Origin of the sequence: Parvularcula dongshanensis (assembly GCF_014199615.1) — a bacterium.
GTDB lineage: Bacteria > Pseudomonadota > Alphaproteobacteria > Caulobacterales > Parvularculaceae > Parvularcula > Parvularcula dongshanensis.
The window spans coordinates 370,783-383,833 of sequence record NZ_JACHOB010000002.1 but is presented as its reverse complement, the minus strand read 5'-3'; the positions used below and the strand labels follow the sequence as shown (position 1 = coordinate 383,833).

General features: G+C 70.2%; 12 protein-coding genes. 5 read left to right on the top strand and 7 right to left on the bottom strand.

The genetic code is table 11. The features are described 5' to 3' along the window. Positions 1-40 precede the first annotated feature (40 nt). The 4 genes from GGQ59_RS07575 to GGQ59_RS07560 are packed head-to-tail and all read left to right on the top strand — an operon-like array spanning position 41 to position 3,586. A complete protein-coding gene (locus GGQ59_RS07575; RefSeq protein ID WP_343074293.1) occupies positions 41-1,171 on the top strand; it encodes an NAD(P) transhydrogenase subunit alpha in 1,131 nt (376 codons plus the stop codon). After that, positions 1,168-1,665 (top strand): endonuclease domain-containing protein, encoded by a 498-nt coding sequence (locus GGQ59_RS07570; protein WP_221400927.1) that lies wholly within the window; start codon positions 1,168-1,170, stop codon positions 1,663-1,665. The genes GGQ59_RS07575 and GGQ59_RS07570 overlap by 4 nt, the downstream gene beginning before the upstream one ends. Next, complete coding sequence (locus GGQ59_RS07565) at positions 1,662-2,177, top strand: NAD(P) transhydrogenase subunit alpha part 2 (RefSeq protein WP_343074292.1); 516 nt, start codon at positions 1,662-1,664, stop codon at positions 2,175-2,177. The genes GGQ59_RS07570 and GGQ59_RS07565 overlap by 4 nt, the downstream gene beginning before the upstream one ends. Further along, positions 2,174-3,586 carry an NAD(P)(+) transhydrogenase (Re/Si-specific) subunit beta gene (locus GGQ59_RS07560; RefSeq protein WP_183817172.1) on the top strand — a complete coding sequence of 471 codons (1,413 nt, stop codon included), beginning with the start codon at positions 2,174-2,176 and terminating at the stop codon, positions 3,584-3,586. The genes GGQ59_RS07565 and GGQ59_RS07560 overlap by 4 nt, the downstream gene beginning before the upstream one ends. 9 nt (positions 3,587-3,595) lie before the next feature. On the opposite strand, the gene GGQ59_RS07555 is transcribed toward GGQ59_RS07560, so the two are convergent. Genes GGQ59_RS07555 through GGQ59_RS07540 form a run of 4 tightly spaced genes read right to left on the bottom strand, consistent with a single transcriptional unit; the run spans position 3,596 to position 9,051 of the window. Continuing rightward, a complete protein-coding gene (locus tag GGQ59_RS07555) occupies positions 3,596-5,404 on the bottom strand; it encodes a DUF885 domain-containing protein (RefSeq protein ID WP_183817171.1) in 1,809 nt (602 codons plus the stop codon). 31 nt (positions 5,405-5,435) lie between these two features. Next, a complete protein-coding gene (gene serB / locus GGQ59_RS07550; protein WP_183817170.1) occupies positions 5,436-6,296 on the bottom strand; it encodes a phosphoserine phosphatase SerB in 861 nt (286 codons plus the stop codon). Continuing rightward, positions 6,296-7,876, bottom strand: a complete 1,581-nt coding sequence (gene serA, locus GGQ59_RS07545) for a phosphoglycerate dehydrogenase (protein WP_183817169.1) — start codon at positions 7,874-7,876, stop codon at positions 6,296-6,298. The genes serB and serA overlap by 1 nt, the downstream gene beginning before the upstream one ends. A gap of 23 nt (positions 7,877-7,899) precedes the next feature. After that, positions 7,900-9,051 (bottom strand): phosphoserine transaminase, encoded by a 1,152-nt coding sequence (locus GGQ59_RS07540; protein WP_183817168.1) that lies wholly within the window; start codon positions 9,049-9,051, stop codon positions 7,900-7,902. 103 nt (positions 9,052-9,154) lie between these two features. Between GGQ59_RS07540 and GGQ59_RS07535 the strand changes: the two genes are divergently transcribed. Continuing rightward, positions 9,155-9,892, top strand: coding sequence for a hypothetical protein (locus GGQ59_RS07535; protein ID WP_183817167.1), 738 nt, complete (start codon positions 9,155-9,157; stop codon positions 9,890-9,892). Between the two features lie 4 nt (positions 9,893-9,896). On the opposite strand, the gene GGQ59_RS07530 is transcribed toward GGQ59_RS07535, so the two are convergent. The 3 genes from GGQ59_RS07530 to GGQ59_RS07520 are packed head-to-tail and all read right to left on the bottom strand — an operon-like array spanning position 9,897 to position 13,044. Then, positions 9,897-10,760, bottom strand: coding sequence for an RDD family protein (locus GGQ59_RS07530; RefSeq protein WP_183817166.1), 864 nt, complete (start codon positions 10,758-10,760; stop codon positions 9,897-9,899). Further along, on the bottom strand, positions 10,757-11,761 hold the full coding sequence (locus GGQ59_RS07525) for a stage II sporulation protein M (protein WP_183817165.1): 1,005 nt from the start codon (positions 11,759-11,761) through the stop codon (positions 10,757-10,759). Before GGQ59_RS07525 ends, GGQ59_RS07530 begins: the two co-directional genes overlap by 4 nt. Then, the gene (locus GGQ59_RS07520; RefSeq protein WP_183817164.1) at positions 11,758-13,044 is read right to left on the bottom strand and encodes a DUF58 domain-containing protein; all 1,287 of its coding nucleotides are present in this window, start codon (positions 13,042-13,044) and stop codon (positions 11,758-11,760) included. The genes GGQ59_RS07525 and GGQ59_RS07520 overlap by 4 nt, the downstream gene beginning before the upstream one ends. Between the last annotated feature and the right edge of the window lie 7 nt (positions 13,045-13,051).

The window sequence follows — 13,051 nt, the reverse complement described above, 5'->3', positions numbered from 1 at the left end:
AGGGCTGCACGAGGGATCCCCGCCGAATGAAGGTTTCGCCGTGACGAAGATCGCCGTCCTGCGCGCGGGCGGCGACGCCCGCGTCGCCGCGACCCCCGACACCGTGAAGAAGATGACTGCGCTCGGGCTCGACGTATCGGTCGAACCGGGGGCGGGCGCTCGCGCGGGCCTGCCCGATTCGGCGTATGAAGCCGCCGGCGCGACGGTCGGCGGCGGCGCCCTCGACGGCGCGGACGCCGCCTTGGTGGTCGAGGCGCCGCTCGGACCCTTGCCGCGCGGCCTCGCCGTCATCGGCCTCCTCGACCCCTACGCCGAGGACGACCGGGCAGCGCGCTGGGCCGAGGGCGGCGTCGATGCCTACGCGATGGAACTCGTGCCCCGGATCACGCGGGCGCAGTCCATGGACGTCCTGTCGTCCCAGGCGAACCTCGCCGGCTACAAGGCGGTGATCGACGCGGCCGGCGCCTACGGCCGGGCCTTCCCGATGATGATGACGGCGGCGGGCACCGTGCCGCCGGCCAAGGTCTTCGTCATGGGTGCCGGCGTCGCGGGCCTCCAGGCGATCGCCACCGCCAAGCGTCTCGGCGCCGTCGTCAGCGCCACGGACGTAAGGTACGCCGCCAAGGAGCAGGTCGAGAGCCTGGGGGGCACCTTCGTCACCGCCGACCTCGAAGCGATGAAGGCGATGGAGACCAAGGGCGGCTACGCCAAGGAGGCGTCCGAGGACTTCCAGAAGAAGCAGGCCGAGCACGTGAAGGCTCACCTCGCCAAGATGGACGTGGTCATCACCACCGCCCTCATCCCCGGCCGCCCGGCGCCGAAGCTCATTACGCAGGACATGCTGTCGGGCATGAAGCCGGGCTCGGTCCTCGTCGACCTCGCGGCGCCGAGGGGCGGCAACGTCGAGGGCGAGGCGGAGGGCGTGACGGTGGTGCGCCCGCAGAACATCCTCGAAGGCCTCCCAGGCGAAGCCTCGAACCTCTACGCGCGCAACCTCCTGAGCTTCCTGACGCTGATCTACGACAAGGAGACAGGGGCGCTGAAGGCGGACCCCGAGGACGAGATCGTCAGGGGCACGCAGCTGACGAGGAACGGCGAACGCGTCCACGAACGCTTCGCCCCGCCGAGAACGCCGGTGGAGACGGACCCGCCGCGGGGGGAGGGGGCGTGAGAGAGACGCGCGGTTCCCACGCGCCCAACCTCTCCCTCGGGAGAGGTCCAAATCTCCGATTTGGGGTGAGGGGTGTTGTGGGGGAGGTCGACTTCGCACGAAACCTTCGGCGCAACCAGACCGAGGCGGAAGGCCGATTGTGGTCGCGGCTTCGAAACCGGGGCGTAGGCGTGAAGTTCAAACGGCAGGTGCCCATCGTAGGATACTTCGCTGACTTCCTGTCCGAAGAGGCCATGCTGATCGTCGAAGTCGACGGCTCGCAGCATGCCGAAGAGCGCTTCGAATATGATCGTAAGCGTACGGCCCGGTTGGAGACGGAAGGCTTCACGGTGATGCGGTTCTGGAACGGTGAAGTGTTGGCACGAACGGACGAGGTGGTCGAAGCTATCGGCACGACGATCGCGACCTCAAGCGCCGAACGTGCCCCTCACCCGAAATCGAAGATTTCGACCTCTCCCAAGGGAGAGGTTGGGCACGACGGAGGCTCCCTGTGATCCAACAAACCTCTACCCAGCTCGACGCCGCTCAGACCGAGGCTCTTCGCGCCGCCGCAGACGCGGACGCCGCGGCGGCGCAGCTCGACGCGGCTCAGGCCAACGCTGGCCTCGCGCTCGCCAAGGCCGAGGCCGCTCAGGCGCGCCTTGCCGAGGCGATGGGCGCGCCGCACGGCATCCTCGAAGGCGCGGGGCACCTGCCCTTCGTCTCGGACGTCGTCTACCTCGCCGCGATCTTCGCGCTCGCCTGCTTCGTCGGCTACTACGTCGTCTGGTCGGTGACCCCGGCGCTCCACACCCCTCTCATGTCCGTCACCAACGCCGTCTCCTCCGTCGTCATCGTCGGCGCCCTGATCGCCGTCGGCGCCGAGGTCGCGGACACCGCGGCGGGCGGCTGGTCGAGGGCCTTGGGCGTCGTCGCCGTGGCGCTGGCGTCGGTGAACATCTTCGGCGGCTTCCTCGTCACTCAGCGAATGCTCGGCATGTACAAGAAGAAGGAACGCCCGGCATGAACGCTGACCTCACCGCGCTCCTCTACATCGCCTCCGGCATCCTCTTCATCCTCGCCCTACGCGGCCTCTCCAGCCCCGTGACCGCGCGGCGCGGGAACCAGTTCGGCATCGCCGGGATGGCGATCGCGGTCACAGCGACGCTGTTCTCCGAGCGCTTCCTGTCCGGGGCGGGCGCTGGCGCCTGGCTCCTCGTGATCCTCGCCGTGGCGGCGGGCGCGATCCCGGGCGCGATCATCGCGCGGCGGGTGGCGATGACGTCGATGCCGCAGCTCGTCGCGGCCTTCCACGCGCTCGTGGGCCTCGCCGCGGTGCTGATCGCCTGGGCGGCCTTCCTCGCGCCGCGCGCCTACGGCATCGGCGTGCCGGGCGAGATCGAGGCGCGGGCCGTGGTCGAGATGGCGATCGGCGTCTTCATCGGGGCCGTGACCTTCACCGGCTCGATCATCGCCTTCGCCAAGCTCGACGGGCGGATGTCCGGAAAGCCGATCCTGCTGCCGCAGCGCCACCTCATCAACATCGGCCTCGCCGCCGCCGCGCTCCTCCTCATCGTCGTCATCGCGGCGGGCGCGCAGTCGGTCTTCTTGTTCTTCCTCCTCACCCTGATCGCGCTGGCGCTCGGCTTCCTCCTGATCGTCCCCATCGGCGGGGCGGACATGCCGGTCGTCGTCTCCATGCTGAACAGCTACTCAGGCTGGGCCGCCGCCGGGATCGGCTTCACCCTCGGCAACATCGCGCTCATCGTCACCGGCGCGCTCGTCGGCTCTTCGGGCGCGATCCTCAGCTACATCATGTGCCGCGCGATGAACCGCAGCTTCGTCTCGGTCATCCTCGGCGGCTTCGGCGGCGAGGATGCCGCCGCCGGGGCAGGGGGCGAGGAGGATCGCCCGGTCAAGCAGGGCTCGGCCGAGGACGCGGCCTTCGTCATGAAGAACGCCGGCAAGGTCATCATCGTCCCCGGCTACGGCATGGCCGTCGCCCAGGCGCAGCACGCGCTTCGCGAGATGGCGGACCTCCTCAAGAAGGAGGGCGTCGACGTGCGCTACGCCATCCACCCCGTGGCGGGGCGGATGCCCGGTCACATGAACGTCCTCCTGGCCGAGGCGAACGTGCCCTACGACGAGGTCTTCGAGCTCGAGGACATCAACTCGGAGTTCAAGGGCGCGGACGTCGCCTTCGTCATCGGCGCCAACGACGTGACGAACCCGGCGGCCAAGACCGACAAGACCTCGCCGATCTACGGCATGCCGATCCTGGACGTGGAGAACGCGGGCACCGTCCTCTTCGTGAAGCGCGGCATGTCATCGGGCTATGCCGGGGTTCAGAACGAACTCTTCTTCCGCGACAACACGATGATGCTCTTCGGCGACGCGAAGAAGATGTGCGAGGAGATCGTCAAGGCGATGGACTGAGCGGCGCGCTCAGCCCGCCTTCGCCCGCTCTACATATCTGCCGATCACCTCGCTCAGCACCGTCATCGGCACGCTGCCGCCAAGGAGCACCGCGTCGTTGTAGTCGCGGAGGTCGTAGGCGTCGCCGAGGCGCGCCTTCGCGTCCTCGCGAAGGCCGACGATGGTCGAGTGCCCGACCTTGTAGCCGCAGGCCTGGCCCGGCCAGGCGCAGTAGCGGTCGACCTCGCTCGCGACTTCCTCCGGGTTCGACCCGTTCTCGCGCACGAAGAAGTCGACGCCCTCTTGCCGCGTCCAGCGCTTGGCGTGCAGCCCCGTGTCCACGACCATGCGGCAGGCGCGGAAGGCGAGGGACTGAAGGTAGCCTAGGCGCCCTACGGGGAAGTCGTCGTAGACGCCGAGCTCGTCGGCGAGCTGCTCCGCGTAGAGCGCCCAGCCCTCCGAGTAGGCGTTGAAGGCGAGGAGCGAGCGGATGAGCGGCTGGCGGAAGGTGTACTCGCCCTGCCAGACGTGGCCCGGGATCGATTCGTGATAGGTGAGGTCCGCGAGGCTGTAGCGGCTGTGAAGCGCGGGCGTGCGCAGGTTGATCCAGTAGTGCCCCGGCTGCTTGCCGTCGATCGAGCCCGGGCCGCCATAAGCGCCCGGGGCGCCCGCCTCGACGTCCTTCGGGATGCGCGTGACCTCGAGGAAGCCGGGGACGAGCGTGCCGAAGGCTTGCGGCAGGCGCGTGCGGATGTCCGCCAGGGTCTCTTCGATGAAGGCGAGGATCTCCTCGCGGCCCTCGTCGCCCTCTGAGAACTGATAGCGCGGGTCCTTGGACAGCGCGGTCATGCGGGCGCCGACCGACCCCTCCGTAAAGCCCGCCTCGCGCAGGATCGGGTCCATGCGGGCGTGAAGGCTTTTCAGCTCCGCCCGCCCCATCTCGTGCACCTCGTCCGGCGACATCGGCGTCGTGGTCCCTGCGCGCAGCGCCCAGTCGTAGTAGGCCTCGCCTTCGGGCAGGGCCCAGACGCCCGCCTCCTCGCCGGGGCGGGGGGTGAGGGCTTCGAGCGCCGCGGCCTGGCGCTCTACGGCGGGGCGGATCTTCTCCTCGGCGATCTTGCGGGCCTCTTCCGCATGCACGTCGCTGCGCTCCGCGAGCGAGGTGACGATGCCCCAGCTCTCCGTCTCCGCGCCAAGGGCGCCGCGCATCTGGCCGAGCGTCTTCGCCATCAGGAAGTCCGGCAGGACGACCCCCCGGCCCGCGTCGATCCGAACCCGCTCGGTCTCACCGTCCAGCTGCCCCGCATAGGCCTCCATCCGGGCGAGGTAGGCGGCGGCGTCGTTCTTCGTCTCGACGGTGTGGGAAGAGCCGAGGAAGCTTGGGATCTCGACGAAGGCGCCCGTGTTCTGCGCCACGGCGTAGGGGCTGTTCCGGTACGACCAGTTGGTGTTGAGGAGCGCGACGTCGCCGTAAGGGAAGTCGAAGCCCTCCGCCGCCCGCTCGTAGACGGTGCGCACGACCTCGACGTTCAGCGCCTCGTCGGCGGGGAGGGCGCTCGTGTCCACCTTGCGCAGGTCCCCAAGGAGGCTTCGCACGTCGCGCTCGATCGCGGCCTGACCCTCCGGCGAGCGGTCGGTCAGCTGCGCTTTCAACGCCGCGCGGGCGCCCGTGTCGATCCCAGCGCTCGACGCGCTCTCGGGGTAGGCGGCGAGCATCTGATCGGTGCAGCGGTCAAGGACCGGTGTGCCTGCCTTCGCCTCCTGCGCCCTTGCAGGCAGGGCCGGAAGGAGGGCCGCGGCGGCGGAGGTCTTGAGAAGGGTGCGTCGGGAGAGGGGCATCAGGCAGTGTCCCCGCCCGATGCGGGGTGGGTCAAGCGTCCGCCCACTCGTCCTTCGGGATGCCCTGCAGGTAGAGGAGGGCGGTGAGGTCGCCATAGGTGACCTTCACGGGCGCGGCCCTGGCGACGACCGGCTTGGCGCGGAAGGCGACCCCCAGCGGCACGGCCGTGATCATGCCGAGGTCGTTGGCGCCGTCGCCGACGCAAAGGGCGTCCTCGGGCGCGAGGCCGAGCGCCTCGAGGCTCGCGTCCAGGCGCTCCTTCTTGGCCTCGCGGCCGAGGATCGGGTCCGCCACGCGGCCGGTCAGACGGCCACCCTCCGTCAGGAGCGTGTTGCCGTGATGCTCGTCGAAACCGGCGCGCTCGGCCACCGGGCCGGTGAAGCTCGTGAAGCCGCCCGAGACGAGGACGCATCGCGCGCCGTGCGCCCGCATGGTCGCGGTGAGGGTGCGCGCGCCCGGGTTGAGCGTGATCCGCTCTTCGAGAACCCGTCCGATGACCTCTTCGGGGAGGCCTTCGAGCGTTTTCACCCGGCCGCGCAGGGCTTCCGCGAAGCCGATCTCGCCGCGCATGGCGGCCTCGGTCACCCGGGCCACTGCCTCGCCGTGGCCCGCCAGGTCGGCGAGCTCGTCGAGGCACTCCTGCCCGATGATGGTCGAGTCCATGTCGGCGAGGAGGAGGCGCTTCTTGCGCGGCCCCGGCGGGATCGCCGCGGCGTCGATGCCGGTGGGCATGGACGTCTTCGCGAGCCACGCCCGAAGCTCCTCGTAGGGAAGATCCGTATCGAGCTCCGCCGCGCCGCCCATATCCCGCACCTCGGGCGCGTTCAGCTCCCGCCGCCAGGAGGCGCAGGCGTCCCGCGCCCCCTCGCCGATCAGGCAGAGGACCGCCATCAGAAGGCGAGGGCCTGCGCCGACTTCACGTTGGGCAGGTCGCGCACTTGTCTCAGGAGGTCCTTGCCGACCGCGTCGTCCGTCGCGATCAGCGCGACCGCCTCGCCGCCGGCCGAGTGACGGCCAAGGTTGAAGGTCGCGATGTTGACGCCCGCCTCGCCCATCAGGTCGCCGAGCTTGCCGATGAAGCCCGGCTTGTCGTCGTTGACGACGTAGAGCATGTGCGCCGCGAAGCTCGCCTCCAGCCGCATCTCGCCGATGCGGGTGACGCGCGGCTCGCCGCCGAAGGTCGCGCCCGTGATGCTGCGCTCGCCCTTCTCGGTACGGATCGTCACCGTGATGGTCGCGCCGAAGTTCGGCGACTTGTCGGTCTTCGTCTCGGAGATCTGGATGCCCCGGTCCTTGGCGACGGACACGGCGTTGACCGTGTTCACGCCCTGAAGCGCAGGCGCGAGCGCGGCGGCGACCGCCGCTGCGGTCATCGGCGCGGTGTTGAGGCCCGTCACCTGACCCGCATAGGAGAGCTCGATGCCGGTGACGCCCGTGGCGGTCAGCTGGCCGCAAAGGCTGCCGAGCTTCTCCGCGAGCGCGATGTAGGGCTTCAGCTTCGGCGCCTCCTCCGCGCTCACCGACGCCATGTTGAGGGCGTTCGTCACCGCGCCCGTCAGCAGGTAGTCCGCGATCTGCTCTGCGATCTGAACCGCGACGTTCTCCTGCGCCTCTTCGGTCGCAGCGCCTAAGTGCGGCGTGCAGACGACGTCGTCGCGGCCGAAAAGGGGGTTATCGGTCGCGGGCTCGGTCTCGAAGACGTCGAGGGCGGCGCCCGCGACCTGGCCGGTCTCGAGCGCGTCCAGGAGCGCCGCCTCGTCGATCAGGCCGCCGCGCGCGCAGTTGATGATCCGCACGCCCTTCTTGGTCTTGGACAGAGCGCCCGCGTCCAGGATGTTGCGCGTCTGGTCCGTCAGCGGCGTGTGCAGCGTGATGAAGTCCGCCCGGGCGAGGAGGTCTTGCAGTTCCAGCTTCTCGACGCCGAGCTCCACCGCGCGCTCGGCCGTGAGGTAGGGGTCGAAGGCCACGACCTTCATGTGCAGGCCCTGGGCGCGGTCCGCGACGATGGAGCCGATGTTGCCGCAGCCGATGAGGCCGAGCGTCTTGCCGTAGAGCTCGCGGCCCATGAAGCGGGACTTCTCCCACTTGCCGGCGTGCGTGGACTCGTTCGCCTGCGGGATCTGGCGGGCGAGGGCGAACATCATGGCGATGGCGTGCTCGGCCGTGGTGATCGCGTTGCCGAAGGGCGTGTTCATCACCGCGATCCCGGCGGCGGTCGCGGCCGGGATGTCGATGTTGTCGACGCCGATCCCGGCGCGTCCGATCACCTTGAGGTCCGGCGAGGACGCGATGAGCTGCGCCGTCGCGCGGGAGGCCGAGCGGATGGCCCAGCCGTGATGGCCGGGCAGCGCCGCTTTGAGCTTCTCGGCATCCTTGCCGAGCGAGGGATCGAAGGTGACCTCGATGCCTCGGGCTTCGAGCACGCGGACGGCGTCGTCGGACAGCTTGTCGGAGATCAGGACTTTGGTCATGGGGTATCCGGAAGGCTAGGGATTCAGAGGGAGGCGGCCTCGGCGGCGAAGGCGTAGTCGAGCCACTCGGTCAGGATGCGGACGTCGTCCGTCTCGACGGTGGCGCCGCACCAGATGCGAAGGCCCGGCGGCGCGTCGCGGTAAGCGCCGATGTCGAAGGCCGCGTCCTCGGCCGAAAGGCGCTTCTCCATCCTTTTGACGAAGGCGCGCTGGTCGTCCTCGGACAGGTTGGCGACGCGGGCGTCCGTGATCTTGAGGCAGACCGAGGTGTTCGACCGGGCGGCGGGGTCGCCGGCGAGGTGATCGATCCAGTCCGTCTTCTCCACCCAGGCCGACAGCGCGCCCGCGTTCTCGTCCGCACGACCCTTCAGCGCGTCGAGCCCGCCGATGGACGCGGCCCAGTCCAGCGCGTCGATGTAGTCCTCGACGCAGAGCATGGAGGGCGTGTTGATCGTCTCGCCCTTGAAGATGCCTTCGATCAGCTTCCCGCCCTTGGTCAGGCGGAAGATCTTGGGGATCGGCCAGGACGGCGTGTGGCTCTCGAGGCGTTCCACCGCGCGGGGACCCAAGATGAGCATGCCGTGCTGGCCCTCCCCGCCGAGCACCTTCTGCCAGGAGTAGGTGACGACATCGAGCTTCGCCCAGGGCAGGTCCTGCGCGAAGGCGGCGGAGGTCGCGTCGCACAGGGTCAGACCCTGGCGGTCGTCATCGATCCAGTCGCCGTTCGGCACGCGCACGCCGGAGGTCGTGCCGTTCCAGGTGAAGAGGACGTCGGTGTCCGTGTCGATGCCGCCCAAGTCCGGCAGCACGCCGTAGTCGGCGGTCACCGTCTTGGCGTCGACCTTCAGCTGCTTGACCGCGTCCGTGACCCAACCCTGGCCGAAGCTCTCCCACGCCACGGCCGTGACGGGGCGGGCGCCGAGCAGGGTCCACATCGCCATCTCGTAGGCGCCGGTGTCCGACGCCGGGACGATGCCGATTAGGTGGCTGTCGGGCACCTGCAGGACGGCGCGCGTCTTGGCGATCGCCTCGGCGAGGCGGGCCTTGCCCAGCGCCGAGCGGTGAGACCGCCCGAGCGCGTCGGTAGGGAGCGATTCGGCCTTCCATCCCGGCCGCTTGGCGCAGGGTCCCGAGGAGAAGGACGGGTTGGCGGGTTTGCGGCTCGGCTGTTCCATGGGGCGCCTTCTAGCGATCTCGCAGCGGATTGCAGCCGGAACTTGCGGCCATGCGACGGAATGAGCGAAAGTCGCGCGTGACAGGGGCAAAAAGGGGAACTTCATGGCCTTCGATCTCGGGCGGGTCGTCCGCCGTACCTTCACGCCGATCGCGCACAACCCGGCGACGTTCTTAGGGTTGTCCTTCGTGCTGGTGGGCTTGCCGGGGCTCGTCTCCCTCGTGCTTCAGCGCAGCCTCGCCCAGGGCGGCGGGTTCCTGGCGCCGGCACTGGGCACGCTCGTCGTCAGCCTGATCTCGGTCGCGACCTACGGCATCCTTCAGGGCGGTCTCGTCCACGCGGCGATCAAGGACTACCGCGGCGGCCGGGCGAGCTTCGGCGAGTCGCTCGGCACAGGCCTTCAGCACCTCTGGCCGGTCATCGCGATCTCCATCCTTTACGGCCTCGCGGTATCGGTCGGCATGCTGCTGCTGATCGTTCCGGGCGTCTTCCTGGCGATCATCTACATGGTCGCCGTCCCGGCGGAGGTGACCGAATCGACCGGCATCAGCGGCGCCTTCAGGCGCAGCCGCGCGCTGACCAAGGGGTCGCGCTGGTGGCTGCTGCTCACGATTCTCCTTTACGCCGTCGTCTCCTGGGGCATCAGCCTGGTCGTGTACCTGCCGATCGGGTTCGGCGAGGACATGATGGCACAGATCACCACCGCGGTGCTGATCGGACAGCTTGTCGTCTCGACGCTCCAGGGCGCGATCGCGGCCTCGGGCAGCGCGGCGGTCTACACGGAGCTGCGCGAGCAGCGCGAAGGGGTGATGGCCGACGAGCTCGCCAGCGTCTTCGCCTGACGCCTCAGCGCGCGTGCTTGTCGGCGCGGCGCTGGCCGAAGAGGAGGCGGCCTTCCAGACGGCCCCTCAGCGCCTGGTAGTAGGCTTCGAGGAAGGCGGCGTCGGCCTCGCCGGGCTTGGCGGGGCGGCCGATCTTCGCGCGGATGCGTTCGGCGACGGCCTTCAGCGTCGCGTCGTCCTTAGCGCGCAGCACGTCCTCGAGCACGTGCAGCTCCTTGATGCCGTAGGCGTCGAGCGCCGCCGTCGTGAAGGCGTAGGCATCGGACGCCGCCGCCGCCGACAGGTCGGGCAGGAGCTTCCGCCGCGGCGCCTCGATGACCCAGGTCCCGCCGATGAGGTCGCCCGCGCGCAACCGGTCGCGGTTGAACAGCGGAAAGAGGACGAAGATCCCGCACCAGACGAGCGCCACTATCGAGATCAGCGCATCGACGCCGACCGCGTCCGACAGGAGGAAGGACAGCGGCAAGAACAGCTCGACCTCCCGCATCGCGTTGCGGGCGAGCACGCCGAGCGGCGACAGCCTGCCGCCGTCGCGCGCGGCGACGCGAAGGCCCAGAAGGCGCTTTCCCGGCGTGGCGGCGCGCGGGCCGATCTCGAAGCCGGTGAAGTAGAAGCTGCGCAGGACGAAGAAGAACAGGATCCAGACGACGGCGAAGGCGTCTGCCCGCCCGCTGGCGCCGGGCGCGGCGCCGAGCTGGCTGAACGCGACGATCAACAGCACCGTCACGACGATCAGCGCGATCAGCATGAAGGTCAGGTCGAGGAGGAAGGCCCCGGCCCGCGCGCCCGCCTCGCCGAGCTTCAGGCGCAGGTCGACGCCTTCGGGCGTGATCAGGCTACGCTCGCGAGTCTTCACGCCGGCGCTCATGCGGGCTCCTCGGCCGCCGGGCGCGGCGCGTAGAAGTAGGTGCCCCACAGGACCGCCGTCACGCCCGCGATCGCGAACCGCGCGAGGTCCGAGGTGACGAGCTGCCGCCCGAAGCCTTCGAGGAGGGCGGCGATGGCGAGCATGACGACGACGCCCGCGATCACGCCTGCCGCCTGGCGTCCGGCTTCGGCCGCCGCGTCGAGGCGGGAGCAGGCGCCGGGGAAGGCGAGCGCCGTGCCGATCTTGAGGCCCGCCGCCCCTGCGAGGACGATCGCGAAGAGCTCGGTCACCCCGTGGATGAAGAGCCAGCCCGTCAGCTCGACCCCTAAGCCCCGCTCCACGTAGAGCGCGTAGAAGGCGCCGAGCGCGCATCCGTTGTAGATGAGGAGCGCGACCGTCGGCACGCAGAAGGCGAAGCCGAGCGCGAAGGCGAAGATCGCGACGCGCGCGTTGTTCGACAAGAGGAAGGCGGCGAAGACCGACAGGCCCGAGGCGCCGCCATCGTGGTAGAGCCCTTCGCGCAGGCTCTCGGTCGAACTCGCCGGGCTCCGTCCGCCTGCGAGTTCGCCGGGCATGAAGCTGTAGTACCAGTCGGCGTCCGACGAGACGAGGAGGTAGGCCACGGCCACGCCGAGCAGGCTGAGGACGAGGCTGACCAGCGTCTCGCGCCAGAGAGCGCGGACGGCCGAAGGCCAGCCCTCGGCGAAGAAGCCGTAGAGGCGCGAGGAGAGCTTCTCCTTGTTGCCGTAGACGGCGAAGTAGGCGCGGGTGCAGAGCGCCTCCAAATAGTCCGTCGTCCCCTTGTCGAGCGAGGTCTCCCGCGCGACCGAGAGCGCGGAGAGCGCCGCGCGGTAGGCGCGGGGCAGGGCGATCATCTCGTCCGCGGAGAGGGAGCGCGCGCCGCCGCGCTCGATCCGCGTCAGGAGCGCTTCGAGGGTCTGCCAGTCCGCCTCGCGCTCGCTTCGAAAGCGGGCGCTGCGCAGTGTCAGGGTCTGGCTCACAGAAGGCCCCTTTCGCGGATGGCGACGACGCGCGACGCGACCGCCGGGCCGAAGGTCTCGGCATCGGCTTCGAGCACCTCCGCGCCCAAGCGGCGCAGGCGGGTCAGCACCAGCTCGCGCTCGCGCAGAAGGTCGCTCGCGACGACCGCGCGGCTCACGTCCTCGACCTCCTGCGGCTCGGCGGCGGCGATCGCTTCGAGCTCCTCGTCGCGGAAGGCGACGAAGAGGACGAGGTGGTCGCGGGTCAGTCTTCCGACCGTCTCGATCATCAGCTCGGCCATGGTGGGGTCTGCGAACTCGGTCATCACGACGACGAGGCTGCGCCGGTCGAGCTTGCCCGCCAGGGCCGAGAGCCCGAGCGTGTGGTTGGTCTCGCGCGACGAGTAGGCGATGCCGGACGCGGCGTTCTGAAGCGCGGGGAAGCCGCGGGCGCCGGAGACGAGGCCGGTCGAGACCTGCGGCTGCGCGTCGTAGGCGAAGAGGGCGGCCCGGTCGCCGCGCTTGAGGGCGACATAGGCGCAAAGCAGCGCGGCGGTGACCCCGACATCGAGGCGGGAGAGGCGGCCGGGCGCGATCGGCTCCGACATCAGGCGGCCCGCATCGAGGGCCAGGACGACGTTCTGGTTCTGCTCGGTCCGGTACTCCCGCGCGAGGAGGGTGCGGTGCCTCGCGGTGTGCTTCCAGTCGATGGCGCGGGGGTCCATGCCGGTCTGGTACTCGCGCAACGCCTCGAACTCCGAGCCCTGGCCGCGCTGGCGCTGCACCGTCTCGCCGAGCGCCATGCGGGAGAAGATGCGCAGCGCCTCCTCGCGCACCGTGCCGATGTCGGGGGTGATGCGGACCTCTTGGCCGAGCCGTGCGCGCTTCTGCCAGCGGACGAGCCCCATCGGGCCGGGCCAACGGAGCCAGAGCGCGTCGAAGCGCCCGGTGCCGCGGCGCAGCGGCGTCACGTCGAAGCTCACCGCCTCGCCCTCGCGCGCCCCGCCCGAGACGGCGAGCGGGTCCGAGACCTCGAGCCGCGCCTCGGCCCTCAAAGGCAGGCCGCGCGCCTCGATGCGGGCGGGGGCGGCGCGTCCGACCTCCATCCCGCCGGGCAGGGCGTAAGTGAGCGCCACTCGCCCCGGCCAGCGCGCCAAGAGCGCGTCGGCTCCGATCAGCGCGAGGACCGCGACCTCGAAGAGGAGGCCCCACACCCACGCCCCCGGCGCGAGCGCGCCGACGAGCAGCGCGGCCGGCAGGCCGAGGGCCGCGAGGACCACGGCGCGGGGGGTGGGGGTCGGCATGGAGGGG

Bases quoted from the DNA above. Each gene is read 5' to 3' on its own strand.
- GGQ59_RS07560 (WP_183817172.1), top strand. From the start codon at position 2,174: ATGAACGCTGACCTCACCGCGCTCCTCTACATCGCCTCCGGCATCCTC.
- GGQ59_RS07555 (WP_183817171.1), bottom strand. From the start codon at position 5,404: ATGCCCCTCTCCCGACGCACCCTTCTCAAGACCTCCGCCGCCGCGGCC.
- serB (WP_183817170.1), bottom strand. From the start codon at position 6,296: ATGGCGGTCCTCTGCCTGATCGGCGAGGGGGCGCGGGACGCCTGCGCC.
- serA (WP_183817169.1), bottom strand. From the start codon at position 7,876: ATGACCAAAGTCCTGATCTCCGACAAGCTGTCCGACGACGCCGTCCGC.
- GGQ59_RS07540 (WP_183817168.1), bottom strand. From the start codon at position 9,051: ATGGAACAGCCGAGCCGCAAACCCGCCAACCCGTCCTTCTCCTCGGGA.
- GGQ59_RS07535 (WP_183817167.1), top strand. From the start codon at position 9,155: ATGGCCTTCGATCTCGGGCGGGTCGTCCGCCGTACCTTCACGCCGATC.
- GGQ59_RS07530 (WP_183817166.1), bottom strand. From the start codon at position 10,760: ATGAGCGCCGGCGTGAAGACTCGCGAGCGTAGCCTGATCACGCCCGAA.
- GGQ59_RS07520 (WP_183817164.1), bottom strand. From the start codon at position 13,044: ATGCCGACCCCCACCCCCCGCGCCGTGGTCCTCGCGGCCCTCGGCCTG.